This is a genomic window from Curtobacterium sp. KBS0715, assembly GCF_005938005.2.
Classification (GTDB): Bacteria; Actinomycetota; Actinomycetes; order Actinomycetales; family Microbacteriaceae; genus Curtobacterium; species Curtobacterium flaccumfaciens.
Window position 1 is genome coordinate 159,960 of sequence record NZ_VCCA02000001.1, and the last position, 24,564, is coordinate 184,523.

The window sequence follows — 24,564 nt, forward strand, 5'->3', positions numbered from 1 at the left end:
GTGCACGTGAGAAAGGGTCATCCGACGCGGTGGACGAGCGGGTCGAACCCTCCCCGTCCGGCCGGTACACGGGCTCGGGCAGGCGGATCGTCGTCGGTAGGATCGGTGCATGGCAGACATCGTCATCCCGGCCGAACTCCTCCCCACCGACGGTCGCTTCGGCTGCGGTCCGTCGAAGATCCGCGGCGCCCAGCTCGAGTCCCTCGTGACGCGCGGTGCCACGATCCTCGGCACCTCGCACCGCCAGAAGCCCGTGAAGGACCTGGTCGGCAGCGTCCGCTCCGGCCTCGCCGACCTGTTCCAGATCCCCGAGGGCTACGAGGTCGTCCTCGGCAACGGCGGCTCGACCGCGTTCTGGGACGCCGCCGCGTTCGGCCTCATCGAGCGCCGTGCCGAGAACCTGTCCTTCGGCGAGTTCGGGTCGAAGTTCGCCAAGGCCGCAGCGACCCCGTGGCTCGAGGCTCCGCACGTCGTCGAGGCACCGGGTGGCTCCCTCGCCGCACTCGAACCGGTCGAGGGCGTGGACGTCTACGCCTACCCGCACAACGAGACCTCGACGGGTGTCATGGCCCCGGTGGTCCGCGCGACCGGTGACGCCGGCGCCCTCACCGTCGTCGACGCGACCAGCGCCGCCGGTGGCGCCCTGTTCGACGTCAGCGCCACCGACGTCTACTACTTCGCCCCGCAGAAGAACTTCGCCTCGGACGGCGGCCTGTGGCTCGCGCTGCTCTCCCCCGCCGCGATCGAGCGGATCGAGCGGATCGCCGCCTCCGACCGGTACATCCCGGAGTTCCTGTCGCTCAAGAACGCCGTCGACAACTCGCGTCTGAACCAGACCCTGAACACCCCGGCGATCTCCACGCTGCTGCTCCTCGACGAGCAGGTGCGGTGGATGAAGGAGTCCGGTGGCCTGGCGTGGGCGGACCTCCGCACGAAGACCTCGTCGTCGACCATCTACGACTGGGCCGAGGCCAGCGACTGGGCGACCCCGTTCGTCACCGACCCCGCCGCTCGCTCCCAGGTCGTCGCCACGATCGACCTCGACGACTCGATCGACGCCAAGGCCGTGGCCGCGACCCTGCGCGCGAACGGCATCGTCGACACCGAGCCGTACCGGAAGCTCGGCCGCAACCAGCTGCGCGTCGCGACGTTCACCGCCATCGACCCGGACGACGTCGCGAAGCTCGTGCGCGCGATCGACTTCACGATCGACGCCCTGCGCTGACCTCGGGGACACCCGCCGGAACGAGGACGGGCCCGGCACCACCGGATCGGTGATGCCGGGCCCGTTCGTCGGTCCGGGTCAGGCGCGGTGGAAGCCCGGGTCGGCCTCGCCGGCGTCGAGCTGGTCGACCTCGAGATCGGCGTCGGGCTCGAACGGCTGCACGCGGCGGGCACGGCGGCGACGGGGCGGTTGCGGGGCCTCGTCCTCGGCAGCCGAGCTGGCGGAGGTGTCAGTGTCGCTGTCGCTCACATCGGCGAGCGCATCGACGTCCACACCCTCGATGTCGTCGTCGTCCGACTCGTCGAGGTCGTCCTCGTCGGTGTCGAACTCGTCGTCATCGTCATCGTCGTCGTCCGACTCGTCGTCGTCCTCGTCGTCCTCGTCGTCATCCGAGTCGTCGTAGTCGTCGTCCTCGTCCGAGTCCTCGTCGTCCGACTCGTCGTCGTCTTCGTCGTCATCGGACTCGTCGTCGTAGTCCTCGTCGTCGGAGTCATCGTCCGACGCGTCCTCGGCGCCGTCCTCACCCTCGTGCTCCTGCGCGGCCCGGTACTCGGCCAGTCGCTCGGACCACGGCACCCACTCGGGCGCGACGAGCGAGCCGTCCCCGGGCATCAGCTCGACCTCGAGCACGGTCGGTTCGTCGTCGCCGACCTTGGCGACGCTGACGGTCCACCGCCACCCGGGGTAGCCGGGCAGCCGGTTGGCGAACAGGACGGACACGACGCCGTCCCCTTCGTCCACGGTGCCGACGGGTGCACCGACGGTCGACTCCGGGGTGACCTCGAGCAACGCCTCGCGCGCCAGGTCGGTGTAGTCGATGGACGCTGCGTCGGTGGACGCTGCGTCGGGAGCCGTCTCGGCCCCTGCTGTCTCGGACTCGGTCATGGGGTCACGCCTCCAACTGGTCTGCGACGTGCCGCAGGATGGCGGCGATGCGATCGCCGTTCTTCGGGTAGCGGCCGTGGCGGAGGTCTCCGCTGATCCGGTCGAGTTCCTTCACCAGGTCCTCGACGATCACGGCCATGTCGTCCGCGGAGCGACGGGTCATCCGCGACAGCGACGGCTGGGGCTCGAGCAGCCGCACGGACAACGCCTGCGACCCCTTCTTGCCCTGGACGACGCCGTACTCCAGCCGCGTGCCGGCCTTGACGGTCACGACGCCGTCGGGCAGCGAGGACGCGTGCAGGAACACCTGGTCGCCGTCGTCTCCGGTGATGAAGCCGAAGCCCTTGTCGTCGTCGTAGAACTTGACCTTGCCGGTGGGCATGCGTGGACTCCTCGAGGTCGTGGTACGGCCGTGGTGCGTCGGATATCCTGGGTCGATGGCCAAGCCGACCCGATCAACCGGGAACCCGCAGGACTCCGCAGAACCCCCGGTGACGTTCAATCGTACCGAACGCGCTCTGGCGTTCATGATCGGTGGGATCATCATCCTCGGCTTGCTCTGCTTCGTCGCGATGATCATCATGTGGCTCACCGCACCTGCTGCCCAGGGTGCGATGCCGTGGCCGGTGGTCATGGCGATCCCGCTCTTCGGCTTCCCGATCGCCATGGTGCTGGTCTTCACGCTCCTCGGCATCACCTGGACACGTCGCGCACGAGCGAACCGGACGGCTCGCTGACGTCCGCCCCGGACGCTGGCACCGGACGATGACGACCACCGCCGACCTCGCCGCCCGACTCCGGGCGATGCCGGACGATGCGCTCGAGCGCCTCGTCGCGGCGAGGCGACTCCCCACCGCTGCACTCGCCGAGACCGGCCCGCAGCGAATCACCGACTTCTTCGACCTCGCCGAGGCGCTCCGCAGCGACGACGCCGTGGACGCCGCCGTCGAGCACCTGCCGCGCGCGACGATCCTCGCACTGCGTGACGGCGGCGCCGTCGACGCGCTCGGCCCCGCGATCGAGCTCGGCCTCGCCGACGAGGACGGCGCAGTCGACGACGCGGTCGCCGCTCGCGTGGCCGCCCACCCCGACCTCACCTCGCTCGACGAGCAGCCTGGAGGCCCGGAGCAGGTCCGCCCCGCTGCTCCCGCCCTCGACGCCGTGGCGCTCGAGCGTGCGCGCACCACCGGCGCGGAGCAGGCGTTCGCGACGATGACCGTGCTCGCCGAACTGCTGCGGGCGGTCGACGCCGGCGCGGTCCGCGAACTCGTCAAGGGCGGGATCGGCATGCCGCTCGCCCGCACCCTCGCGGAGCGCATCGGCACCGACGCCGAACTCGTCGCCGGTCGCCTGGCGCTGCTCGACGACATCGGGTTCGCCGATCCCGACACCGGACGCTGGATCGTCACCGATGCCGGCCACGTGTGGTTGCTCGCCGGGTGGCCGGAGCGCTGGGTGTCGCTGGTGGCCGCGTGGTCGGACACGCTCCCGCCCGCCGTGCACCAGGTGCTCGACCTGGCCGACGGGGACCTGCGCGACCTCGTGCCGCTCGGGCGCTGGGCGTACCCGGCGGGGTCCCGCTGGCTCGACGCCCTGCTGCTCGACGTCGCCGGCACCGCGGCGTCGCTCGGCCTGGCGGTCGACGGCATAGTGACGAGCACCGGTCGGGCGCTCCTCGACGGCGACGACGAGCAGGCCGCCGACGACCTGCCGGGCACCGTCGAGCGGGTCTACCTGCAGCACGACCTCACCGTCATCGCACCGGGGCCGCTCGCGCCGGTGGACGACGACGCCCTGCGCACCGTCGCCGTGCTCGAGGCACCGGGCCTCGCGGCGCGCTACCGCATCTCCGAGGACACCCTGCGCGCGGCGTTCCGGGCCGGACACTCCCGCGACGACCTGCTGTCCCTGCTCGGACGGCTGTCGGCCACCGGGATCCCGCAGCCCCTCGCCTACCTGATCGACCAGGTGGCCGGACGCGACGGCAGCATCGTCGTCGACCGGGGGCCGGGTGGCGTCGGGACCGAGGTCCGCGGCACCGCCGACCAGCTCGACCTCGTCGGGGTGGACGCCGAGCTCCGACAGCTCGCGTGGGAGCGGCCCGACCTGACGACGCTGACCACGCGCTACCCGCCGCACGTCGTGCACACCGCGCTCGAGGACCAGCGCTACCCGGCCGTCCTGACGACCGCAGCCCGCCCCGAGGCGCACCACGGGCCTCCCGGCCGGCGCAGCCCCACCGGACGCTCGCCGGAACAGTCGGCGCACGCACTCGTCGAACGGCTCCGCCTGACGACGCAGCGCGGCGACGCGGAGCCGGAGCAGGAGTGGCTCGGTCGGCAGATCGACCTGGCCGTGCGCGGACGCACGCCGATCCGTGTGACCGTCCGGATGCCGGACGGCTCGGAGCGGCCGTTCTCGATCGTGCCGACCTCGGTCGCGGCCGGACGCGTCCGCGGGCGGGACACGGCCGTCGACGTCGAGCGGACCCTGCCGCTGTCGCTCGTCGTGTCGGTCGAGAGCGACGCCTGAGCCGCGCGGTCACCCGCACGCAGGTGCCGACGGCTAGGCTGGCAGGTCATGAACGGACCGCTGATCGTGCAGAGCGACCGCACCGTGCTCCTCGAGGTCGCGCACCCCGATGCCGAGGACGCACGCCACGAGCTCGCGGCCTTCGCCGAGCTCGAACGCGCTCCCGAGCACGTGCACACCTACCGGATCACCCGCCTCGGACTCTGGAACGCGCGCGCCGCGGGCCACGACGCCGAGGCGATGATCGACACCCTGGAACGCTTCGCGAAGTTCCCCGTGCCGCAGAGCGTCACGGTCGACATCCGCGACACGGTCTCGCGCTACGGACGGCTCGTGATCCGTCGCGAGGAACGACCCGACGCACCCGTGATCGCGAACTCCCCAGCCGAGGAACTCGAGCGGCTGCCGCTCCTGCTCCTCACCGCCGAGGACCCGTCGGTGCTGGCCGAGGTCATCCGGTCGAAGCGCATCAAGCCGCTGCTCGGTGACATGCGGTCCTCGACCGAGGTCGAGCTGCAGCCGTGGGCGCGGGGACAGATCAAGCAGGAGCTCGTGAAGCTCGGCTGGCCGGCGGAGGACCTGGCGGGCTACACCCCTGGCCAACCCCACCCGATCGACCTGGACACGGCCGAGTGGCACATGCGGCCGTACCAGGAGCAGGCCGTCGACACGTTCTTCGCCCAGGGCTCCGGCGTCGTCGTGCTGCCCTGTGGTGCGGGCAAGACGCTCGTCGGCGCGGGCGCGATGGCGACCGTCAAGGCGACCACGCTCATCCTCGTGACGAACACCGTCTCGGCGCGGCAGTGGCGCACCGAGCTCCTCAAGCGCACGACCCTGACGCCGGAGGACATCGGCGAGTACTCGGGCAGTGTCAAGGAGATCCGGCCGGTCACGATCGCGACCTACCAGATCCTCACCGCCCGCCGGAAGGGCGAGTACACGCACCTGTCGCTCCTCGACGCCCTCGACTGGGGCCTCATCGTGTACGACGAGGTGCACCTGCTGCCGGCGCCGGTGTTCAAGCTGACCGCCGACCTGCAGGCCCGCCGTCGCCTTGGTCTCACCGCGACGCTCGTTCGCGAGGACGGCCGCGAGGGCGACGTCTTCTCACTCATCGGGCCGAAGCGGTACGACGCCCCGTGGAAGGAGATCGAGGCGCAGGGCTACATCTCGCCGGCCTCCTGCTACGAGGTCCGCATCGACCTGCCGCACCAGGACCGCCTGGAGTACGCGGCGTCGAGCGACGACGAGCGCTACCGGCTCGCCGCGACGTCCCCGGCCAAGACCCCGGTGGTGCGGGAACTCATCGAGAAGCACCGTGGTGAGCAGATCCTGGTGATCGGGCAGTACATCGACCAGCTCGACGAACTGGCTGCGTCGCTCGACGCCGCGGAGATCACGGGGGCGACCCCGGTCGACGAACGGGAGCGGTTGTACGACGCGTTCCGGTCCGGCGAGGTCGACGTGCTCGTCGTCTCGAAGGTCGCGAACTTCTCGATCGACCTGCCCGACGCGACCGTCGCCATCCAGGTCTCCGGCTCGTTCGGGTCCCGGCAGGAAGAAGCACAGCGGCTCGGTCGGCTCCTCCGCCCGAACAAGGACGGCCTGCCCGCGTCGTTCTACACGCTCGTGGCCCGGGACACGGTCGACCAGGACTTCGCGCAGAACCGGCAGCGGTTCCTGGCGGAGCAGGGGTACTCGTACACGATCCTGGATGCCGACCAAGTCCAGACGCCCGTGGGCTGACGTACGAACCGCTCTCAGGAATCCCCGAGGGAACAGTCAGAAGATAAGACCATGAGCGATGGCCCCAAGATCCTGATCGTCGACGACGAGCCGAACATCCGCGACCTCCTGACGACCTCGTTGCGCTTCGCCGGCTTCGCCGTGCGTGCGGTGGGCAACGGAGCACAGGCGATCTCCGCCGTGCTGGAAGAAGAGCCGGACCTCATCATCCTCGACGTGATGCTGCCCGACATGAACGGCTTCGGCGTGACCAAGCGTCTGCGCTCCTCGGGCTACACGTCGCCGATCCTGTTCCTCACGGCGAAGGACGACACCGAGGACAAGATCACCGGCCTCACCGTCGGCGGCGACGACTACGTCACCAAGCCGTTCTCGCTCGACGAGATCGTCGCCCGCATCAAGGCCATCCTCCGTCGCACCATGAACGACGAGGAAGACGCGATCATCCGCGCCGGCGAGCTCACGATGGACCAGGACACGCACGAGGTCACGATCGGCGACGCGCAGATCGAGCTCTCGCCCACCGAGTTCAAGCTGCTCCGCTACCTGATGCTCAACCCGAACCGCGTGCTGTCGAAGGCGCAGATCCTCGACCACGTGTGGGAGTACGACTTCAACGGTGACGCGGGCATCGTCGAGAGCTACATCTCGTACCTGCGCCGCAAGCTCGACCAGTACTCCGCCGAGCCGATCATCCAGACCAAGCGCGGCTTCGGGTACATGCTGAAGGCGTCCAAGGCCTCGTAGCACCATCACCTCTTCACGGCGGTCGTCCGGTTTCACCGGGCGGCCGCTGTCTATCGTTGGGGCAGCATGCACACGCGAATGAACCACTGGTGGGACGGGATCTCCCTGCGCACCAAGATCACCGGGATCACGGTGCTGCTCGTCGCGCTCGGATTGCTCGTCGCCGGACTCGGCACGATGACGGTGCTGTCCACCTACCTCATGCAGCAGCTCGACAACACGGTCAAGCAGACGACCGAGCAGCTCGAGGGTCAGAACATCAGTGACGGCGAGCAGTACTGCAAGCTGTCCGTCGTGGTGTCGCAGAGCGCCTACGTCGCCGCGTACGACGCCGACGGTGACCGGATCTGCCAGACGAAGGCGTCGAGTCGACCCGACGTCCGTGAAGCCACCCTGGTCGAGGCCTCGCAGTCGAACCAGCGCATCTCGCTGTACGACAGCCAGCACAACCACGAGTGGCGCGCCCAGATCATCCCGGCGTCGCTGCAGAACCAGTCCGACGGCACCACCGAGACCGGCTACGTGCTCATCGCCGTCTCCAGTGCCGGCACCGACGAGACCATCGGCAAGTTCACCGCGATCTTCCTCGGGTTCGGGGCCTCGGTCATCCTGCTCGGTGCCATGCTCACCCGCCTGCTCGTCACCGCGACCTTCGACCCGCTGCGCGACGTCGAGGACACCGCTGCACGGTTCGCCGCGGGTGACTTCAACCAGCGCCTCGAGGCCGACACCCCGAACACCGAGGTCGGCCGGCTCAACCGCTCCCTCAACGTCATGCTCGAACGGATCGACTCCGCGTTCGAGGACCGCGAGCGCACCATCGCCCAGATGCGCCGGTTCGTCGGGGACGCCTCGCACGAGCTCCGCACGCCGCTGGTGTCCCTGCGCGGGTACGCCGAGCTGTACCGGATGGGCGCCCTGCGCAAGGAAGAGGACGTCGCCCAGGCGATGGAGCGCATCGAGAAGGAAGCGCAGCGGATGGGCCTGCTCGTGCAGGACCTGCTGCAGCTCGCCCGCATCGACGAGTCGAAGCCGCTCGAGCTCGGCCCGGTCGACCTCGTCGCCATCGCCCGTGACTCGGCGCTCGACACGATGGCCTCCAACCCCGACCGCGAGATCCAGGTCCTCGTCGAGGACTCCCTGACCGGCGAGAGCGTGCCCCAGGCCGTCCGCCCGTCGGCGTCGTCGTCCATCGGCTCTCCGGACTCCGGCGAAGCACCGCCCGTGTCGCCCACCTCGGCGAACACCACCGGGCCGATCGCGTTCTCGCGCCAGACCATCGCTCGACTCCGGGCCCGTCGCACCCGTGCCATGAACATCGACGCCGGTGCCGCGCCGACCGACGAGACCACCCCGCTGCCCACGGTCGTGCTGCCGAAGCGCCCGCCGATCGTCCTGGCGGAGGAGAACAAGATCCGCCAGATCGTCACGAACCTGATGGGCAACGCCATGCGGTTCACGGCGAACGACGACCCGATCGAGATCGGCATCGGCGTGGACGACGAGCGGGGCATGGCGCACCTCGACGTGATCGACCACGGTGAGGGCATCCCGCCGCAGCTGCGCGAGAAGATCTTCCAGCGCTTCTGGCGTGCGGACACCTCCCGCGCCCGGGACACCGGCGGTTCGGGCCTCGGGCTCGCCATCGTGTCCGGCATCGTCGCGGCGCACAACGGCTCGGTCGAGGTCTTCGACACCGAGGGCGGCGGGGCCACCTTCCGCGTCTGGCTCCCCCTGCTCCCGCGCGACTTCTCCGCCTGACCCGCGCGGGCCGTGCGGCCCGGGCGGCCTTGCCGTCCCGCGTGCGTCCCGAGCGGTCACAACACCCCGTCCGACGCCGCCGAGTGGTCACGATCTGTCGTCTGCGCGCCCGCTGACCGACAGTTCGTGACCGACCGGCGCACAGCCGACGACATGTCGTGACCGCCCAGCGACCAGAACTTCGACGTGGCGATCACGGCCGTCACGCTGACCGCCGACGACTTCCGACCGCTCGGACCTCGAACGCTTGGCGGAGTCGCTCGAACACGACCGCGGGTCGGTGTGCGTCCGACGCCGTCGCGTGGATCACGAGCCAGTCGTTCACCACGAACCCGTTGTCTCGTCGCTGATCGTGTCGGAAGGTGTCGCGCTCCCGGTGGTGATCGCCGTCGTACTCCAACGCGATGCGGAACTCCGGCCACGCCATGTCGACGCGGCCGAGGAACCGACCTGCACCGTCATGCACATCGACGTTCAGCTCCGGCTCGGGGAACCCCGCTTCGACCACTGCCAGACGGAACCAGGTCTCCTGCGGCGACTCCGCCCCTGCCCGGACGAGGTCCAGCGCACGCCGAGCAGCGAGCGCGAAGCGTGTGCCGGGGCGGATCGACGCACGGAGGTCGTCCGCCGTCGCCAGCCCGGCTGGTCCGACGAGGTGGTCCCCGACGGCGACCAGCGCGTCGCGCGCGAGCACGCCGGCGCACTCGAACCACATCTGTGCGGGAACGCTGACCGGGAACCCGCGGTGTTCGACGGTCCTCGGCTGGTCCAGCCGGTGCGCGACCACGCCGGGCCGACGCATCCGGCACCCGTCCCTCGTGGTCGAGACGTGCACCGGGCCGACCGAGCACACCGACTGCGGCAGTGGCGCACCCCAGATCGTGGCGGCCGTCGTGTGGCTGAAGAACTGGCCGGGACGCATGACCAGGGCGACGGCGGCGATGAAGTCCACCGAGTCGATCGGAGCACGCACACCGTGGACCGGGGATGCCAGGTCGGTGCGTCGGAGTCGTTCCGGATCGATGCCGTGACCGACCGCATCGGCCACGCGGAAGGTGGTGCGGTCGAACGGAGCAGGGAGGCGACGGGCAGTTGACATGCCGTCATGGTCGTTGCGGGGCAGGTGAGCCGGCCACGCGCACTCGCAACCTGTGGAGAACGAGGTGAGCCGGGCCTCCTGTGCGGGAGAGACGACCCCCGGACAAGCGCAAGCCGCACGCACGAGCCGGCCACGACTCCCCGCTCCTGCGCCGCCGGACGGTCACGATCTGTCGACTGGAACGGGCCGAGCCGACGATTCGTGACCGCTCGGCGGACCTGAGCGGGGTGTTGTGACCTCCCGCCCGCCCACACACACACACACACAGAAGGGCCCCACACGCGCAGCGTGCGGGGCCCTTCCGTCAGACGGACTCTAGAAGTCCATGCCACCCGTCGGGTCGCCAGCCGGAGCAGCGGGGGTGCGCTCGGGCTTCTCGGCGACGACGACCTCGGTGGTCAGGAACAGACCGGCGATCGACGCAGCGTTCTGCAGCGCCGAACGCGTGACCTTGGCGGGGTCGATGATGCCGGCGGCGATCAGGTCGACGTACTCGCCGGTCGCGGCGTTGAGGCCCCAACCCGACTCGAGCTCGCGGACCTTGGCGGCGACGACGCCCGGCTCGAGACCGGCGTTCAGCGCGATCTGCTTGAGCGGCGCGTCGATGGCCACGCGGACGATGTTCGCACCGGTCGCCTCGTCACCCTCGAGCTCGAGGGCCTCGAGTGCGACGGCACCGGCCTGGATGAGGGCGACGCCACCACCGGCGACGATGCCCTCTTCGACGGCAGCCTTCGCGTTGCGGACGGCATCCTCGATGCGGTGCTTGCGCTCCTTGAGCTCGACCTCGGTCGCGGCACCCGCCTTGATGACGGCCACGCCACCGGCGAGCTTCGCGAGGCGCTCCTGGAGCTTCTCGCGGTCGTAGTCGGAGTCGGTCGCCTCGATCTCGGCACGGATCTGGCGGACACGGCCGGCGATCTGCTCGGCGTCGCCGGCACCCTCGACGATCGTGGTCTCGTCCTTGGTGATGACGACCTTGCGGGCACGACCGAGCAGGTCGAGCGTCGCGTTCTCGAGCTTGAGGCCGACCTCTTCCGAGATGACCTGGCCGCCGGTGAGGATCGCGATGTCCTGCAGCATGGCCTTGCGGCGGTCGCCGAAGCCCGGGGCCTTGACGGCGACGGACTTGAAGATGCCGCGGATCTTGTTCACGACGAGCGTGGCCAGGGCCTCGCCGTCGACGTCCTCGGCGATGATCAGGAGCTGCTTGCCCGCCTGGATCACCTTGTCGACGACCGGCAGGAGGTCCTTGATGTTCGAGATCTTCGAGTTGACGATCAGGATGTAGGCGTCCTCGAAGACGGCTTCCTGGCGCTCGGGGTCGGTGACGAAGTACTGCGACAGGTAGCCCTTGTCGAAGCGCATGCCCTCGGTGAGCTCGAGCTCGGTGCCGAAGGTGTTCGACTCCTCGACGGTGACGACGCCTTCCTTGCCGACCTTGTCGATGGCCTCGGCGATGAGCGCGCCGATGGTCGGGTCAGCGGCCGAGATCGACGCGGTCGCGGCGATCTGGTCCTTGGTCTCGATGTCCTTCGCGTTGGCGAGGAGCTGGTCGGAGACGGCGGAGACGGCCTTCTCGATGCCGCGCTTGAGCGACACGGGGTCGGCACCGGCGGCGACGTTGCGGAGGCCTTCGCGGACGAGCGCCTGGGCGAGGACGGTCGCGGTGGTCGTTCCGTCACCGGCGACGTCGTCGGTCTTCTTGGCGACCTCCTTGACGAGCTCCGCACCGATCTTCTCGTACGGGTCGTCGAGCTCGATCTCCTTGGCGATGGAGACACCGTCGTTCGTGATCGTGGGGGCGCCCCACTTCTTCTCGAGGACGACGTTGCGGCCGCGCGGGCCGAGCGTCACCTTCACGGCGTCGGCCAGCTGGTTCAGGCCGCGCTCGAGGCCACGGCGGGCCTCCTCGTCGAAAGCAATGATCTTAGCCATGTGGTTTTTCGTCCCTCCCGGACGTCGTCTTGGGGGTCGTGCTGGCACTCAGCGTGAGCGAGTGCCAACGCCGATTCTGGCACTCGCCGGGTGTGAGTGCAACACAGTCGGGAGGCTCGTGACGACTTCCCAGGACACGTCGCGTCCGGCGGACCCCGCACCACCGCCGCGGTCGCGCTCCCCGTACCGCTCACCGTCCCCGCACACGACGAACGCGCCGCCCCTGACGGGACGGCGCGTTCTGGAAGTGGTCGTGCTCAGGCGGGGCGGACGGACTCTGCCTGCGGGCCCTTCGACCCGGTGCCGACGTCGAACACGACGGCCTGGCCCTCCTCGAGGACCTTGTAACCCGACATGTCGATGGCCGAGTAGTGCACGAACACGTCCTGGCCCCCTCCATCCACGGTGATGAAGCCGAAGCCCTTTTCAGCGTTGAACCACTTCACGGTTCCGTTGGCCATGATCTCTTGCTCCCTGGTACTGCAGTGCGGAACGACGTGATCGTCGTCTGCATGGGACTCTGACCGAACCGGTCCGATCAGGCAAGAGGTGTGACGTTGTTTCACGTCGATTCCGTCAGAAATCAACGTGCCCGAAACACAGCCGTCACAAAATGCGCGAATAACGCGGTGGAACCGGGATCAGCCGGTGTAGTCGGCGCCGAGGACGACGCTCACGTCGGCGTTCGGGAACGCCGCCGACTGCTGCACGGCCGTGACGCCGAGCTGCTTCGCGATGCCCTGCGCGACCGCCGCCTGCGACGCCTGCTGGTAGTAGACGATCGTCGACGTGGAGCCCGTCGTGCCGGCGTCTCCGGTGGAGGCGACCTGCCAACCGGCGCCGGTCAGCGCCGCACTCGCCCGGCTTGCGAGGCCCGTGGTGGTCGTGCCGTTCAGGACGACGACGGTGGTGGTGCCCTGCTGTGCCGGCGTCGCGGCCGCAGCACTGTCCGCCCCGGCCGAACCGGAACCGGCGGACGAGGACGCGGACGGCTTCGACGTCGCCGAGGGCTTGGCGGTCGCGGACGCCGACGTCGACGCCGAGGGCGAATCGGATCCGTTGAAGGAGTAGCTGCCGTTCAGCACCGCGAGGGAGAGCACCCCGATGCCGACGAGCACACCGGTGGCGAACGCCGCCCAGGCGAAGACGATCCAGCCACGGCCGCGACGCTGGGCACCGCGGTGCGCACCGACCCGCGGGCCGTCGGCGACGTCGTCGAACCGGTCTCGGGGGAATCTCGTGCTCATCGTTCCTCTTCACGTCCTTCGGGAGCTGCACCGGGCGCGACGAAGCTGCGCGTCGCCCGGGCGCTGGTGCGCGCGTGACGGAGCCGCTGCAGCCGGGTGACGAGCTGCGGGTCGTACGCGAGTGCCGCGGGTGAGTCGATCACGCGGTTCAGCACCTGGTAGTAGCGCGCCGCCGACATCTCGAACTCCACCCGGATCTCCGCTTCCTTCGTGCGGTCGTGCCGTGCCCGGTCCTGCTCGAACGACAGCACGTGCTTCGCGAGCTCACTGAGCTGGTCAGCACCGAGCTGGTCAGCACCGAGCTGGTCGACGCGGCGTTCGTCGGTGGGGCTGGTCACGGCGGTTCCGATCACGTATCGGGTAACGGGTCTCGCACATCGTAGGGGTGGAGTCGATCCGGACCCTGGCACGGCGCTGGACTGTCGCGAACACCGGTCACAGGTTCGGCGCGCGGAACCAGCGCACACGCGTGCCGAACGGGTCGGAGACGGCGACCGCGACACCGTCGAGCGAGACCGTCGCGAAGGCGTCCGGGTCGGCCGCGTCGACGTCGTCGGGCAGCGTCGCCGCCACCCCGCGCAGGATCCCGGTGCGTTCGAGCGCGATCCAGTGCACACCCCGCTCACGGATCCGGTCCACGAGCCGCTGCCGGTCCGCGCCCGGCACGTAGACCAGGGTCCCGGTGGTCAGGACGACCGGCTCGACGTCGTCCGGCAGGGCGTCCAGTGCACGGTCGAGGTCACCGGGCACGGCGCCGACGAGCCGGTCTGGAGGCACGGCGAGCGTTGCGCGCGCAGCCTGACGCATCAGGGCGGTCCGGTCCGACGCCTCGGGCGGGACCGCCTCGACCAGCCGGTCGAACGCACCGGGGACCGACAGGTCGATCGGGTTCGGGTCGAGCGCCACCCGGGCGCCGACCCTGATCGGGACGGTCGCGGGTGTGGGAACGGCCCCGGAGGCGTCCGCGGCCAGCCGGACCGAGGGATCGGCGACGGCCGTGTGCATCCGCAGGACCGCGGCCCCGGAACCGACCCGGTAGTCCAGGGTCACCCGGTCCGGGATCGAGCACAGCGCGGCGGCGGCACCGGCGTCGACCAGGCCGAGCGGCCGCGCGGACCGTTCGGCGAGCGCCGCGAACAGCGGGACGACCGGTGCGAGCCGTTGCGGGTCGTTGGCCTGCACCGTGGCGGAGGCGAGGGCCGCGACCAGCGCGGGGCGGGCCTCCAGGCCGAGCGCGCGCAGCGCACCCGGGTCCGACGGGTCCGCGCCCAGTCGCCGCGCGACCGCGAAGAACAGTTCCGGCTGCCGCTGCTGCTCGGGGACCTCGGCGAGGAGCGCGACGAGGGAGTCGTCGAGCGACCGTGCCCAGGCGGCGTACGACGGCGAGACGGCCTGGACGCGGTCGGCGTACGCGTCGTACCGGGTGCGGGTGTCCATCAGCGCCCGGGCCGGTGCATGCCGACGTGGCGGATGCCGGCCTCGTCGTACGCCTCCCCGAACCGCACGAAGCCGTACCGCTCGTACAGGGCGGCGACGTACTCCTGGGCGTGCAGGACGAACGGGTCGTGCCCGTGTTCGTCGAGGACGGCGGCGACGAGCCGGCCGGCGATCCCCTGCCCACGGTGTCCGGGGTCGGTCGCGACCCGGCCGATCACCCACGCCGGTGGCTCCGCGCCGTCGGGGTGGACCTCGTCGACTGCCGGACGGATGAGCCGCAGGTACCCAACCGCATCGGTGTCCGTGCCGAACCACCAGTGCTCGGTGTCGGGCTCGCGGTCACGGCCGTCGAAGTCCTCGGCGGTGACCCGCTGCTCGAGCGCGAACACGCGGTTGCGGACGACGACGATGCCGTACAGTTCGTCCGTCGTCAGACGGGTCCAGCGGGCGTGGTGTACGGAATGCTCGGACATCGTGGCGAGTTTAGTGAAGTGGTCGGGAGTGCCCGGAAGAGCCCGGCCGGAAGCAGGAGGAACCAATGGCATACAACGTCGACAAGTCCGACGCCCAGTGGCGCGAGGAGCTCTCCCCGGACCAGTACGCCGTCCTCCGCCAGGCGGGGACCGAACGACCGTGGACCGGTGAACTCCTCGACGAGGAGCGCGCCGGCGTCTACACCTGTGCGGCCTGCAACGCGGAGCTGTTCAAGAGCGGCACGAAGTTCGACTCCGGCTGCGGCTGGCCGTCGTTCTACGAGTCGGTGAACCCGGACGCCGTGCAGCTCATCGAGGACAACTCCCTCGGCATGGCCCGCACCGAGGTCCGGTGCGCGAACTGCGGTTCGCACCTGGGCCACGTGTTCCCGGACGGGTTCGGCACCCCCACGGGTGACCGGTACTGCATGAACTCGATCTCGCTGAACTTCTCGGAGAAGTCGGGCGAGTGAGCCCCGGACGCCCTCACCGGTAGGATGAGCGGCGTCAGCCGGCATGGCGCAATTGGTAGCGCACCGTACTTGTAATACGGGGGTTGCGGGTTCAAGTCCCGCTGCCGGCCCCAGACGAAGCGATGCCCCGGGCGAAGTCTCGCCCGGGGCATCGGCACACGGAACGCGGATCAGGGGGCGTTCCGGGCGCTGGACGCGGTAACCAGCCGGTCGTGCGACGAGGATGACACCTCACCGACCCGCACGTCCACACCCTGACCCCACATCCGCGGAAATCCGCACGATGTGCACGAACGCGCAGCGGCCCTGTCCGGTCACCGTCCGCCAGCTCGGCACCCGCCGGCTCAGCGCCCGCCGGTGATCTTCCGCTCCCGCTGTGCGACGCCGGCCGTTCCGTAGGGGTAGTCGTCGATGCGGGGAGCGCTGGCGTCGGTCAGCCGGTCGAGCTCGCCGTCGGTGAGCACCAGGTCCGCGGCACCGAGGTTGTCCTCGAGCTGCGACAGGGTGCGGACGCCCAGGATCACGCTCGTGACCGCGGGCCGGGCCAGCAGCCAGGCGAGTGCGATCTGTGACTTCGACGCGTCGTGGGCGTCGGCCACCTCGGAGACGGCGTCGAGCACCTCCCACGTGCGCTCGTCGCCGTTGCGGGCTTCCCACGCCTCCATGCCGCGCTGCGGGTTCTCGCCCAGGCGGGTGGCGCCGGTCGGGGCCTCGTCGCGCTGGTACTTGCCGGAGAGCCAGCCGCCGGCCAGCGGCGACCAGGGCAGCAGGCCGATGCCGGCGTCGAGGCAGGCGGGCACGACCTCGTGCTCGATGTCGCGGACGAGCAGGTTGTACTGCGGCTGCAGGGTGACCGGCGGCGCCCAGCCGTGGGCCTTCGCCTCGTAGACGGCCTTGGTGACCTGGTAGCCGAGGTAGTTCGAGAACCCGTAGGAGCCGATCTTGCCGGCGGACACGGCGTCGTCGAGGAACCGCAGGGTCTCGTCGACGGGGGTCAGTGCGTCCCACGCGTGCATCTGGTACAGGTCGATGTGGTCGACGCCGAGCCGCTCGAGCGAGGCGTCGAGGGCCACGCGCAGGTGTCGTCGGGACAGGCCGAGGTCGTTCGGGCCGTCGCCCTGCGGGAACCGGCCCTTGGTGGCGAGGACGACCTGTGCGGCCTCGGTGGGGTGCGCTGCGAGCCAGCGGCCGATGATCCGCTCGGACTCGTTGCCGGAGTAGACGTCCGCCGTGTCGACGAGCGTGCCACCGGCGGCCACGAAGGCGTCGAGGATGGCGTGTGAGGTGGGTTCGTCGGCTTCGCTGCCGAACGTCATGGTGCCGAGGGTCAGCGTCGACACCGATGTCCCGCTGTTGCCGAGGAGTCTGTAGTCCATGGCGGGGACGGTACGCCCGGTGCCGCCCGACCGAGGGGACCCACGAGTACCCCTCAGCGCGGGGCGGACAGGAACCGCAGCGCCGCTTCGCGGAACGGCCGCGAGGTCGGGGCGTTGAAGTGGTTGCGCCCCGGGATCTCGAAGAAGGTGGCGTCCGGTGCGGCCTCGGCGAGCCGGACCGCGCTGTCGCGGATGCCGTCCTCGCTGCCCGCGGCGATCAGGAGCGGCTGCGCCGGGGCGTTCTCCGGGGTCGGCTCGATGCTGTTCCGCATCCCCTCGACCATGGCCACGAGCGCGCCGAGGTCGTTGCCCTCGACGTTGCCCGCCATCGTCAGGTAGCCGTTGGTGACGCGGTCCTCGATCGGGGTGCCGTCGGCGATGTACGCCTTCGCCTGGTCGACGCGGACCCGACGCATCGGGTCGGCGTCCGGGATCCCGCCGAACACCGCGCGCGAGATCCGGCCCGGCAGCCGCTCGGCGGTGTGCCAGCCGACCCGTGCGCCGAGCGAGTAGCCGAGGAACGCGACGTCGTCGAGCAGGTACGTGTCGATGACCGTGGTGACGTCGGCGACGAGCAGGTCCATCGAGTAGGCACCCGGGTCGTGCGGCTTCGCGCTCGCGCCGTGCCCGCGCTGGTCGAGCGCCAGGACCCGGTAGCCGGCACGGACCAGGTGCCGCGTCCAGCCCGAGGCGTGCCAGTTGAGCACCGCACCGGACGCGAAGCCGTGCACCGCGATGACGGCCGGGGCGTCGGGGTCGCCGAAGTCGTAGGTCGCGAGTCGCAGGCCGTCGGGCGACATCACGAACCGGGGGCGGGGCGCTTCGGGGACGAGTGACATGTCCTCTCAAGCGTATCGGGGCAGTGTGGTGGCCATGGACGGCTACGGCGGCGATCAGATCCGGGCGGCGGAACGCCCCCACCTCGACGCGGGGGAACCCCTGATGCAGCGCGCCGCCGACGGGCTCGCGTCCATCGTCGGCGACCTCCTGGACGACCCGGCCGTGCGGCCGGTCGACGGGCCGGGATCCGTCCTCGTGCTCGCCGGCAGCGGCGACAACGGCGGTGACGCCCTGTTCGCGGGTGCTCGCCTGGCAGCGGACGGGAGGCACGTGGCGGTCCTGCGCGTCGGTGCCCGTGTCCACGAGGCCGGCCTGGCAGCGGCGCTGGACGCCGGCGCCCGTCTGCTCGACGGCCCGTCCGGCGCCTCGGGACCGAACGCGGGCGGAGCGGCCGACATCCTGCGAGCCGCCGGCCGGAGCGACGGCGAACGCCTGGCGGACGTCGCGACCGAGGCGGCACTCGAGGCCGACCTGGTGCTCGACGGCATCCTCGGCATCGGGGCACGGGGCGCGAACGCGCTGCGGTCCCCCGCGCGCGAGGTCGTGGACGCCATCCGTGAGCTCGCCCGCGACCAGCGTGCGCCGTTCGTCGTCGCGGTGGACGTGCCGAGCGGCATCGACGTGGACACCGGCGGGGTCGCGGACGACCACATCCTGCACGCCGACGTCACCGTCACCTTCGGCGGTGTGAAGGCCGGCCTGCTGACCGGACCCGCCGCCACCCTCGCCGGGCGGATCGAACTCGTCGACGTCGGGATCGGTGCGGACCTGGCCACGATGGAGCCGCTGATCCGCACCTGACCCCTCGACAGTCAGCGGTGCTCGTACAGCACGGGCTCCGGCAGACCGTGCTCGGCGCGGATGCTGCGTGCGATGCCCTCGATGGCGACCAGGGCGTCGACCACGAGCTCCGGCGTCACCGGGAACGGCATGTTGTGGATGGTCTCGCCCTCCACCGTCGCAGCCTCGGCCACGGCGCGCAGCACGTCACGATCGTCCACCGTCAGGCCGATCTCGGTCAGGGTGTTCGGCAGGCCGACCTTCGTGGTGAAGACGACGAAGTCCTCGATCTCCTCGGCCGGGGCACCCTCGAGCACCAGCTGCGCGATCGTCCCGATGTTCACCTTCTGACCGTGCGCCAGGCCGTGCGCCTGCGGAGCCGCGGTCAGCCCGTTGTGGATCGCGTGGGCGGCGGCGAGCCCACCGGACTCGAAGCCCAGGCCGGACAGCAGCGTGTTCGCCTCGACGACCTTCTCGAGCGCCGGGGTGACGACCTTGGCCTTGACGGCCTCGATCGCCTGCAGGGCGTTCTCGTGCAGGAGCTTCCACGACAGCTCGGCGAGCGCGACGCCGGTCTGGGTCTGCAGGCCGCCGGCCATGGTGTCGGCGTTGGCGCGCTTCGCGGCACGGGCCTCGACCCAGGTCGCCAGCGCGTCGCCGATGCCCGCGACCAGGAACTGCACCGGCGCGTTGGCGACGAGTCTGGTGTCGATGAGCACCAGGTCCGGGTTGTGCGGGAAGAAGCGGTATTCGATGAACTCGCCCTCGGCGGTGTAGATGACGGCGAGCGCCGAGGTCGGGGCGTCGGTGGACGCGGCGGTCGGCACACTCGCCCACCGGATGCCGGCGAGGTGCCCAGCGGCCTTCGCGGCGTCGATCGCGGAGCCACCGCCGAGGCCCACGATGACGTCGGCGTCCTTCGCGCGGATCTGCTCGACGAGCTCGTCGACGGCCTCGGGGGTGGCGAAGCGGCCGAACCCGACCCGCTCCACGGCCAGGTCGGCGGATCGGAAGCTCTCGGTGACGGCGGTCTCGACGATGCCCCAGACCACGTCGTCGGCGACGATCAGGGGCCGCTTGCCGATCGGGGCGATGAACTCGCCGACGCGGGTGATCGCGTCCTTGCCCTGGACGTAGCGGGCGGGGCTCATCACGGTGCTGATGGGAGTGGCCATTGTGCGGTTCCTTCCGGTTGTACGAGAGGTGTCGGGGTGGCCGACGCCGCCGACGGTACGCGGGGCCACTGATCGGGAGGTGCTGATCGGTAGGTTCGGGATCATGACGTTCAACGACGACTCGCAACTCCGGGGCGGCAAGGTCAAGCGGCGGGGTCGCACCACGGCGATCGGCGGAGGTGCCGTGGGCCTCACCGCCATCGTGGTGTTCGTGATCGCGCAGTTCACCGGCTTCGACCTGAGCGGGATCGTCGGCGGCGGCAACGGCCTGACGACGATCCAGCAGGAGGGTGAGTCACCCGACGCCGCCCCCGAGTGCCGGACCGGGCGCGACGCCAACCTGCGCGTCGAGTGCCGGATGGAGGGCGCGGCCGAGTCGCTCGACGCCTACTGGACCTCCGAGGCGCGGTCGCTCGGCATCTCGTACACGTCACCGGACTTCTTCCTGTTCCAGGACTCCACCGACACCTCGTGCGGGCAGGCCTCGGCCGCGACCGGCCCGTTCTACTGCCCGCCGGACCGTGCGATCTTCCTGGACACCGCGTTCTACGACGACCTGCAGTCGCAGTACGGCTCGTCCGGCGGTCCGCTCGCGCAGATGTACGTCGTCGCACACGAGTGGGGCCACCACGTGCAGCAGCTGCAGGGGTCGTTCGCGAACACCGACCGCTCCGGCACGGGTGCGTCGTCGGGCAGTGTCCGCGTCGAGCTGCAGGCGGACTGCTACGCCGGAGCCTGGGTCGGCGACGCCGCCACGACGAAGGACGCGAACGGCGAGACCTTCTTCGAACCGATCACCCGCTCCCAGATCACCGACGCCCTGTCGGCGGCGAGCGCCGTGGGCGACGACAGCATCCAGGAGCGTGCGACCGGCCGCGTCGACCCGGACTCGTTCACGCACGGGTCGAGCGAGCAGCGACAGCGCTGGTTCCTGCGGGGCTACCAGCAGGGCGCGACGAGCTGCGACACCCTGAGCATCCCGGGTTCGGCCCTGTAGCCGCACCGGTCACGGACTGGAGGCCCGGTGCCAGCTGGCACCGGGCCTCCAGTCCCTGGTCAGCGCGTCAGCGCTCGTCCAGACGTCAGCGCCCGTCCGGCTGTCAGCGCTTGGTCGGCGTGGCAGACGGGGTCGCGCTGGGCGTGGGCGTCGGGGTCGCGTCGGTCGCCCCGGCGGCCGTCACCACGAAGGTGCGGAAGTCGTCGTTCGTGACCGGGGAGGTCAGCTCGTAGCGCTGCCCGTTCACGAGCACGAGCGGGGTACCGGGGAACTCCTTGAGCGTCGACCCGGGGATCGTGCCCCCGGACACCGCCGTCGTCTGCTCGTCCACCCACTTGGCGTAGTCCTGGTCGGCGATGCAGCTCCGGACGGCGCTGCGTTCCTGCAGCCCCTGCACGCCCGTGACGACGTCGGTGAGCTCGGCGTCCGTCAGGCCCGCGGTGCCCTCGTCCGGCTGCTTCGCGAAGAGCGCCTGGTTCACCGCGTAGAACTGGTTCGGGGAGTGCTCGGCCACGCAGGCGGCGGCGTTCGCGGCGCGGAGGGAGTACTTCGTGCCCTGCGAGCGGTTCGACAGGATCGCGACGGGGTGGATGTCGACCGTGGCTGCACCGGAGTCGACGAGGTCCTTGATGTAGTCGCCGTTCGCCCGCTCGAACTGGCCGCAGCCCGGGCAGAGGTAGTCGACGTACAGGGTGATCCGGACGGTGCCGGCCCCCTCGGTCGCGGCGCTGCTCGGCGACGCGGAGGCCGATCCGGACGCGGACGCTGCGACGGGCTTCAGACCCTGCCCGATGGTGATCCCGCCCTGCGACATGGTCGACGGGCCGGGGCCGGCGGGCTTCACGGAGTCGACCAGCACGAGCGTGACGATCGTCGCGGCGGCGAGCAGCACGACCCCGAGCCCGATCTGCAGGCCGAGCCGGACACCACGCTGGCGTCGCTTCTGCTGGGTCCGGGCACGCTGGGCTCGCTGGCGGGCGGCTTCACGGCGCTCGTTCCGCGCGGCGCGGGCGGCACCCTCGGGGCGGTTGTTCATCGGTGCGTCGTCCTCCTGATCGGTGTCCGCTCGGCGTTCCCCTGCTCGGCGGACGGACCCGGCGATTGTAGTGGGGCGCTCTGGGAAGCCGCCGACCAAGGGGGAAAACACTGGCGCACCCGGGTGAACTCGTGTTGTATGAACCTCGACAGTCGACGGCGACTGTCCGGGGCCCGTACGGGCACACCGCTTCACTCGGATCGTCCGGCACGTACCTGCCGGTGAAGGAAGGACCGAACGCTCATGGCGTCCGTCACCTATGACAAGGCAACCCGTCTCTACCCCGGAGGCAACCGTCCCGCGGTCGACTCCCTCGACCTGGACGTCGCCGACGGCGAGTTCCTCGTCCTCGTCGGCCCCTCGGGCTGCGGCAAGTCCACCTCGCTCCGCATGCTGGCCGGCCTCGAAGAGGTCAACTCCGGTCAGATCCGCATCGGCGACCGCGACGTCACGGACGTCCCGCCGAAGGACCGCGACATCGCGATGGTGTTCCAGAACTACGCGCTGTACCCGCACATGACCGTCGCCGAGAACATGGGCTTCGCGCTCAAGATCGCCGGCGTCGGCAAGGAAGAGCGCGCCACCCGCGTGCAGGAAGCCGCCAAGCTCCTCGACCTCGAGGACTACCTCGGCCGCAAGCCGAAGGCGCTCTCCGGTGGTCAGCGTCAGCGTGTCGCGATGGGCCGTGCGATCGTCCGTCAGCCGCAGGTGTTCCTCATGGACGAGCCGCTGTCCAACCTCGACGCCAAGCTCCGCGTCCAGACCCGCACGCAGATCGCGTCGCTGCAGCGTCGTCTCGGCGTCACCACGGTCTACGTCACGCACGACCAGACCGAGGCGCTCACCATGGGTGACCGCATCGCGGTGCTCAAGGACGGCATCCTGCAGCAGGTCGGCACCCCGCGCGACCTGTACGAGAAGCCGAACAACGTGTTCGTCGCCGGCTTCATCGGTTCGCCGGCCATGAACCTGCTGCCCGCCGACGTCATCGAGGGCGGCATCAGGTTCGGCACGCTCAACCACGCGATCGACCGTGACACCCTGTCGAACGCCCGTGCCGCACAGATCACGGTCGGCATCCGCCCCGAGGACGTCATCGTGTCGCAGTCCGGCGAGGGCCTGCCCGTCACGGTCGACGTCGTCGAGGAGCTCGGCGCCGACGGCTACCTCTACGGTCACGCCGACGTGAACGGCCAGCGCGCCGACATCGTCGCCCGTGTCGACGGTCGTGCGCACCCGTCGATCGGTGACACGATCGTCATCACGCCGAAGCAGGGCCACGTCCACGCCTTCGACACCGAGTCGGGCGACCGCCTCGACGACAAGGCCGTCGTCAGCGCGTAACCAGCGCACTCCCCCGAGAGCCCGCGCCCGCCTCACAAGGGCGGACGCGGGCTCTCGGCTGTCCCCGACACCAGAGGAACCACCGTGCCCGACTCGATGTCCATCACCGCCGCCACCGTCGACCCCGGCCTGCTCGACCTGCCGTGGGACCTGCCGCTCGCCGACTGGCCCGACGACACGATCGTCGCGCTGCCGAAGGGCATCTCGCGGCACCTCGTGCGGTTCGTGCACCTGAGCGGGTACGTCGCCGCGGTGAAGGAGACCGGCGAAGAGGTCGCCCGGTCCGAGTACGAGATGCTCCGGACCCTGCAGCGCATGGACGTGCCGTGCGTGGACCCGGTCGCGGTCATCACGAACCGCGTCGACGCCGACGGTGAACCACTCCACCCCGTGCTGGTGACCCGCCACCTGCGGTTCTCCCTGCCCTACCGCGCGCTCTACTCGCAGACGCTGCGCCCCGAGACCGCCACCCGCTTGGTCGACGCCCTCGCGCTGCTGCTCGTCCGCCTGCACGTCATCGGTTTCTACTGGGGCGACGTGTCCCTGTCGAACACGCTGTTCCGTCGCGACGCCGGAGCCTTCGCCGCGTACCTGGTCGACGCCGAGACCGGCAAGCTCTACCCCGGCGGGCTGTCGAACGGCCAGCGCGAGAACGACCTCGAGGTCGCCCGCGTGAACATCGCCGGCGAGCTGCTCGACCTCGAGGCCGGCGGACGACTCGACGAGAACGCCGACCCCGTCGACGTCTCGAACCGCATCGTCGCCCAGTACCGGACGCTCTGGACCGAGCTCACCGGCACCGAGCAGTTCGACATCAAGGAACGCTGGCGCATCAACGACCGCGTCGAGCGCCTGAACGAGCTCGGCTTCGACATCGAGGAGCTCTCGATCCACACGACCGAGGGCGGCTCGCAGGTCCGGATCCAGCCGAAGGTCGTCGACGCCGGGCACCACCAGCGCCGACTGCTGCGGCTCACCGGGCTCGACGCCGGCGAGAACCAGGCCCGGCGCCTGCTCAACGACCTCGACTCGTACCGTGCCCGCAACGGCCGTGACGAACTCGACGAGGAGATGGTGGCGCACGAGTGGGTCTCACGGGTCTTCGAGCCCGTCGTCCGCTCGATCCCCCGTGACCTGCGCGGCCGGCTCGAACCCGCCGAGGTGTTCCACGAGCTGCTCGAGCACCGCTGGTTCATGTCCCAGCAAGAGGAGCGCTCCGTCTCCCTGCCCGAGGCCACGACCGCCTACATCAACGACGTGCTCCGACACCGTCGCGACGAGCGCCTGCTCATCAACCCGCCGACCTCGTCGATCACCGTCCCGATCCCGGTGCTGGACGACGACGACGCCGACGGGTCCGACGAGTCCGACGACGTCGACGACTGGCGCGCCACGGTCTGACGCGGTCCCCGCTCGGTCACGACACCCCGCCGGGTGGGCGCCGACCGGTCGC

Annotated in this window: 24 protein-coding genes and 1 tRNA gene; 12 read left to right on the forward strand and 13 right to left on the reverse strand. The window is 70.5% G+C overall.

Annotated elements, in window-relative coordinates:
- Nucleotides 1-109 precede the first annotated feature (109 nt).
- The gene (gene serC / locus FFG40_RS00825) at nucleotides 110-1,225 is read left to right on the forward strand and encodes a phosphoserine transaminase (RefSeq protein ID WP_138801948.1); all 1,116 of its coding nucleotides are present in this window, start codon (nucleotides 110-112) and stop codon (nucleotides 1,223-1,225) included.
- Between the two features lie 78 nt (nucleotides 1,226-1,303).
- On the opposite strand, the gene FFG40_RS00830 is transcribed toward serC, so the two are convergent.
- On the reverse strand, nucleotides 1,304-2,110 hold the full coding sequence (locus FFG40_RS00830) for a DUF3027 domain-containing protein (protein ID WP_138801949.1): 807 nt from the start codon (nucleotides 2,108-2,110) through the stop codon (nucleotides 1,304-1,306).
- A 4-nt stretch (nucleotides 2,111-2,114) separates the two neighbouring features.
- The gene (locus FFG40_RS00835) at nucleotides 2,115-2,492 is read right to left on the reverse strand and encodes a cold-shock protein (protein ID WP_017888041.1); all 378 of its coding nucleotides are present in this window, start codon (nucleotides 2,490-2,492) and stop codon (nucleotides 2,115-2,117) included.
- 55 nt (nucleotides 2,493-2,547) lie between these two features.
- Here FFG40_RS00835 and FFG40_RS00840 point away from each other — a divergent pair, with 55 nt between their 5' ends.
- The 5 genes from FFG40_RS00840 (at nucleotide 2,548) to FFG40_RS00860 (ending at nucleotide 8,896) form a co-directional block, all read left to right on the forward strand.
- The gene (locus tag FFG40_RS00840; protein ID WP_071244038.1) at nucleotides 2,548-2,847 is read left to right on the forward strand and encodes a hypothetical protein; all 300 of its coding nucleotides are present in this window, start codon (nucleotides 2,548-2,550) and stop codon (nucleotides 2,845-2,847) included.
- 28 nt (nucleotides 2,848-2,875) lie between these two features.
- Nucleotides 2,876-4,642 carry a helicase-associated domain-containing protein gene (locus tag FFG40_RS00845; RefSeq protein WP_138801950.1) on the forward strand — a complete coding sequence of 589 codons (1,767 nt, stop codon included), beginning with the start codon at nucleotides 2,876-2,878 and terminating at the stop codon, nucleotides 4,640-4,642.
- 48 nt (nucleotides 4,643-4,690) lie between these two features.
- Entirely contained in the window at nucleotides 4,691-6,388 is a 1,698-nt protein-coding gene (locus FFG40_RS00850; RefSeq protein WP_017888044.1) for a DNA repair helicase XPB, read from the forward strand.
- A 51-nt stretch (nucleotides 6,389-6,439) separates the two neighbouring features.
- Complete coding sequence (locus FFG40_RS00855; RefSeq protein ID WP_017888045.1) at nucleotides 6,440-7,135, forward strand: response regulator transcription factor; 696 nt, start codon at nucleotides 6,440-6,442, stop codon at nucleotides 7,133-7,135.
- A gap of 66 nt (nucleotides 7,136-7,201) precedes the next feature.
- Nucleotides 7,202-8,896 carry a cell wall metabolism sensor histidine kinase WalK gene (locus FFG40_RS00860; RefSeq protein WP_138801951.1) on the forward strand — a complete coding sequence of 565 codons (1,695 nt, stop codon included), beginning with the start codon at nucleotides 7,202-7,204 and terminating at the stop codon, nucleotides 8,894-8,896.
- Nucleotides 8,897-9,098: 202 nt separating this feature from the next.
- On the opposite strand, the gene FFG40_RS00865 is transcribed toward FFG40_RS00860, so the two are convergent.
- From FFG40_RS00865 to FFG40_RS00895, 7 genes are all read right to left on the reverse strand, one after another.
- Nucleotides 9,099-9,995, reverse strand: coding sequence for a hypothetical protein (locus FFG40_RS00865; RefSeq protein WP_138801952.1), 897 nt, complete (start codon nucleotides 9,993-9,995; stop codon nucleotides 9,099-9,101).
- A gap of 315 nt (nucleotides 9,996-10,310) precedes the next feature.
- A complete protein-coding gene (groL, locus tag FFG40_RS00870) occupies nucleotides 10,311-11,933 on the reverse strand; it encodes a chaperonin GroEL (protein WP_138801953.1) in 1,623 nt (540 codons plus the stop codon).
- A 257-nt stretch (nucleotides 11,934-12,190) separates the two neighbouring features.
- Nucleotides 12,191-12,394, reverse strand: coding sequence for a cold-shock protein (locus tag FFG40_RS00875; protein WP_017888049.1), 204 nt, complete (start codon nucleotides 12,392-12,394; stop codon nucleotides 12,191-12,193).
- A 180-nt stretch (nucleotides 12,395-12,574) separates the two neighbouring features.
- The gene (locus FFG40_RS00880) at nucleotides 12,575-13,180 is read right to left on the reverse strand and encodes a LytR C-terminal domain-containing protein (protein ID WP_138801954.1); all 606 of its coding nucleotides are present in this window, start codon (nucleotides 13,178-13,180) and stop codon (nucleotides 12,575-12,577) included.
- The gene (locus tag FFG40_RS00885; RefSeq protein ID WP_138801955.1) at nucleotides 13,177-13,518 is read right to left on the reverse strand and encodes a DUF3263 domain-containing protein; all 342 of its coding nucleotides are present in this window, start codon (nucleotides 13,516-13,518) and stop codon (nucleotides 13,177-13,179) included. Before FFG40_RS00885 ends, FFG40_RS00880 begins: the two co-directional genes overlap by 4 nt.
- A gap of 97 nt (nucleotides 13,519-13,615) precedes the next feature.
- Nucleotides 13,616-14,617, reverse strand: coding sequence for a DUF2332 family protein (locus FFG40_RS00890; protein ID WP_138801956.1), 1,002 nt, complete (start codon nucleotides 14,615-14,617; stop codon nucleotides 13,616-13,618).
- Nucleotides 14,617-15,090 carry a GNAT family N-acetyltransferase gene (locus FFG40_RS00895; RefSeq protein WP_185974057.1) on the reverse strand — a complete coding sequence of 158 codons (474 nt, stop codon included), beginning with the start codon at nucleotides 15,088-15,090 and terminating at the stop codon, nucleotides 14,617-14,619. The genes FFG40_RS00890 and FFG40_RS00895 overlap by 1 nt, the downstream gene beginning before the upstream one ends.
- A 65-nt stretch (nucleotides 15,091-15,155) precedes the next feature.
- Between FFG40_RS00895 and msrB the strand changes: the two genes are divergently transcribed.
- Together msrB and FFG40_RS00905 are read left to right on the forward strand one after the other, a co-directional pair.
- Complete coding sequence (gene msrB / locus FFG40_RS00900; RefSeq protein WP_027466599.1) at nucleotides 15,156-15,563, forward strand: peptide-methionine (R)-S-oxide reductase MsrB; 408 nt, start codon at nucleotides 15,156-15,158, stop codon at nucleotides 15,561-15,563.
- Between the two features lie 37 nt (nucleotides 15,564-15,600).
- Nucleotides 15,601-15,676, forward strand: a tRNA-Thr gene (locus FFG40_RS00905).
- A 231-nt stretch (nucleotides 15,677-15,907) separates the two neighbouring features.
- On the opposite strand, the gene FFG40_RS00910 is transcribed toward FFG40_RS00905, so the two are convergent.
- Both FFG40_RS00910 and FFG40_RS00915 read right to left on the reverse strand, forming a co-directional pair.
- Entirely contained in the window at nucleotides 15,908-16,939 is a 1,032-nt protein-coding gene (locus tag FFG40_RS00910; RefSeq protein WP_138801958.1) for an aldo/keto reductase, read from the reverse strand.
- A gap of 53 nt (nucleotides 16,940-16,992) precedes the next feature.
- Nucleotides 16,993-17,778, reverse strand: a complete 786-nt coding sequence (locus tag FFG40_RS00915; RefSeq protein WP_071244025.1) for an alpha/beta fold hydrolase — start codon at nucleotides 17,776-17,778, stop codon at nucleotides 16,993-16,995.
- On the opposite strand from FFG40_RS00915, the gene FFG40_RS00920 reads away from it, so the two are divergent.
- Nucleotides 17,777-18,580: an NAD(P)H-hydrate epimerase gene (locus FFG40_RS00920; RefSeq protein WP_260678758.1), complete on the forward strand. Its 804-nt coding sequence runs from the start codon at nucleotides 17,777-17,779 to the stop codon at nucleotides 18,578-18,580. The genes FFG40_RS00915 and FFG40_RS00920 overlap by 2 nt on opposite strands.
- 11 nt (nucleotides 18,581-18,591) lie before the next feature.
- Here the strand turns inward: FFG40_RS00920 and FFG40_RS00925 are convergent, their stop codons facing one another.
- Nucleotides 18,592-19,734: a glycerol dehydrogenase gene (locus tag FFG40_RS00925; RefSeq protein WP_138801960.1), complete on the reverse strand. Its 1,143-nt coding sequence runs from the start codon at nucleotides 19,732-19,734 to the stop codon at nucleotides 18,592-18,594.
- A 103-nt stretch (nucleotides 19,735-19,837) separates the two neighbouring features.
- Here FFG40_RS00925 and FFG40_RS00930 point away from each other — a divergent pair, with 103 nt between their 5' ends.
- Nucleotides 19,838-20,731: a neutral zinc metallopeptidase gene (locus FFG40_RS00930; protein ID WP_138801961.1), complete on the forward strand. Its 894-nt coding sequence runs from the start codon at nucleotides 19,838-19,840 to the stop codon at nucleotides 20,729-20,731.
- Between the two features lie 103 nt (nucleotides 20,732-20,834).
- Here FFG40_RS00930 and FFG40_RS00935 read toward each other — a convergent pair whose 3' ends face one another.
- Nucleotides 20,835-21,767, reverse strand: coding sequence for a thioredoxin domain-containing protein (locus tag FFG40_RS00935; protein WP_138801962.1), 933 nt, complete (start codon nucleotides 21,765-21,767; stop codon nucleotides 20,835-20,837).
- 243 nt (nucleotides 21,768-22,010) lie between these two features.
- Here FFG40_RS00935 and FFG40_RS00940 point away from each other — a divergent pair, with 243 nt between their 5' ends.
- Both FFG40_RS00940 and FFG40_RS00945 read left to right on the forward strand, forming a co-directional pair.
- Nucleotides 22,011-23,111, forward strand: a complete 1,101-nt coding sequence (locus FFG40_RS00940; protein ID WP_027466605.1) for an ABC transporter ATP-binding protein — start codon at nucleotides 22,011-22,013, stop codon at nucleotides 23,109-23,111.
- An 84-nt stretch (nucleotides 23,112-23,195) separates the two neighbouring features.
- Nucleotides 23,196-24,512, forward strand: a complete 1,317-nt coding sequence (locus FFG40_RS00945) for a DUF4032 domain-containing protein (protein ID WP_111032331.1) — start codon at nucleotides 23,196-23,198, stop codon at nucleotides 24,510-24,512.
- The last annotated feature ends 52 nt before the right edge of the window (nucleotides 24,513-24,564 follow it).

Bases quoted from the DNA above. Each gene is read 5' to 3' on its own strand.
- FFG40_RS00865 (WP_138801952.1), bottom strand. From the start codon at position 9,995: ATGTCAACTGCCCGTCGCCTCCCTGCTCCGTTCGACCGCACCACCTTC.
- FFG40_RS00830 (WP_138801949.1), bottom strand. From the start codon at position 2,110: ATGACCGAGTCCGAGACAGCAGGGGCCGAGACGGCTCCCGACGCAGCG.
- groL (WP_138801953.1), bottom strand. From the start codon at position 11,933: ATGGCTAAGATCATTGCTTTCGACGAGGAGGCCCGCCGTGGCCTCGAG.
- FFG40_RS00920 (WP_260678758.1), top strand. From the start codon at position 17,777: ATGTCCTCTCAAGCGTATCGGGGCAGTGTGGTGGCCATGGACGGCTAC.
- FFG40_RS00850 (WP_017888044.1), top strand. From the start codon at position 4,691: ATGAACGGACCGCTGATCGTGCAGAGCGACCGCACCGTGCTCCTCGAG.
- FFG40_RS00940 (WP_027466605.1), top strand. From the start codon at position 22,011: ATGGCGTCCGTCACCTATGACAAGGCAACCCGTCTCTACCCCGGAGGC.
- FFG40_RS00855 (WP_017888045.1), top strand. From the start codon at position 6,440: ATGAGCGATGGCCCCAAGATCCTGATCGTCGACGACGAGCCGAACATC.
- FFG40_RS00930 (WP_138801961.1), top strand. From the start codon at position 19,838: ATGACGTTCAACGACGACTCGCAACTCCGGGGCGGCAAGGTCAAGCGG.
- FFG40_RS00880 (WP_138801954.1), bottom strand. From the start codon at position 13,180: ATGAGCACGAGATTCCCCCGAGACCGGTTCGACGACGTCGCCGACGGC.
- FFG40_RS00890 (WP_138801956.1), bottom strand. From the start codon at position 14,617: ATGGACACCCGCACCCGGTACGACGCGTACGCCGACCGCGTCCAGGCC.
- serC (WP_138801948.1), top strand. From the start codon at position 110: ATGGCAGACATCGTCATCCCGGCCGAACTCCTCCCCACCGACGGTCGC.
- msrB (WP_027466599.1), top strand. From the start codon at position 15,156: ATGGCATACAACGTCGACAAGTCCGACGCCCAGTGGCGCGAGGAGCTC.
- FFG40_RS00895 (WP_185974057.1), bottom strand. From the start codon at position 15,090: ATGTCCGAGCATTCCGTACACCACGCCCGCTGGACCCGTCTGACGACG.
- FFG40_RS00910 (WP_138801958.1), bottom strand. From the start codon at position 16,939: ATGGACTACAGACTCCTCGGCAACAGCGGGACATCGGTGTCGACGCTG.
- FFG40_RS00935 (WP_138801962.1), bottom strand. From the start codon at position 21,767: ATGAACAACCGCCCCGAGGGTGCCGCCCGCGCCGCGCGGAACGAGCGC.
- FFG40_RS00925 (WP_138801960.1), bottom strand. From the start codon at position 19,734: ATGGCCACTCCCATCAGCACCGTGATGAGCCCCGCCCGCTACGTCCAG.
- FFG40_RS00915 (WP_071244025.1), bottom strand. From the start codon at position 17,778: ATGTCACTCGTCCCCGAAGCGCCCCGCCCCCGGTTCGTGATGTCGCCC.
- FFG40_RS00835 (WP_017888041.1), bottom strand. From the start codon at position 2,492: ATGCCCACCGGCAAGGTCAAGTTCTACGACGACGACAAGGGCTTCGGC.
- FFG40_RS00860 (WP_138801951.1), top strand. From the start codon at position 7,202: ATGCACACGCGAATGAACCACTGGTGGGACGGGATCTCCCTGCGCACC.
- FFG40_RS00845 (WP_138801950.1), top strand. From the start codon at position 2,876: ATGACGACCACCGCCGACCTCGCCGCCCGACTCCGGGCGATGCCGGAC.
- FFG40_RS00840 (WP_071244038.1), top strand. From the start codon at position 2,548: ATGGCCAAGCCGACCCGATCAACCGGGAACCCGCAGGACTCCGCAGAA.
- FFG40_RS00875 (WP_017888049.1), bottom strand. From the start codon at position 12,394: ATGGCCAACGGAACCGTGAAGTGGTTCAACGCTGAAAAGGGCTTCGGC.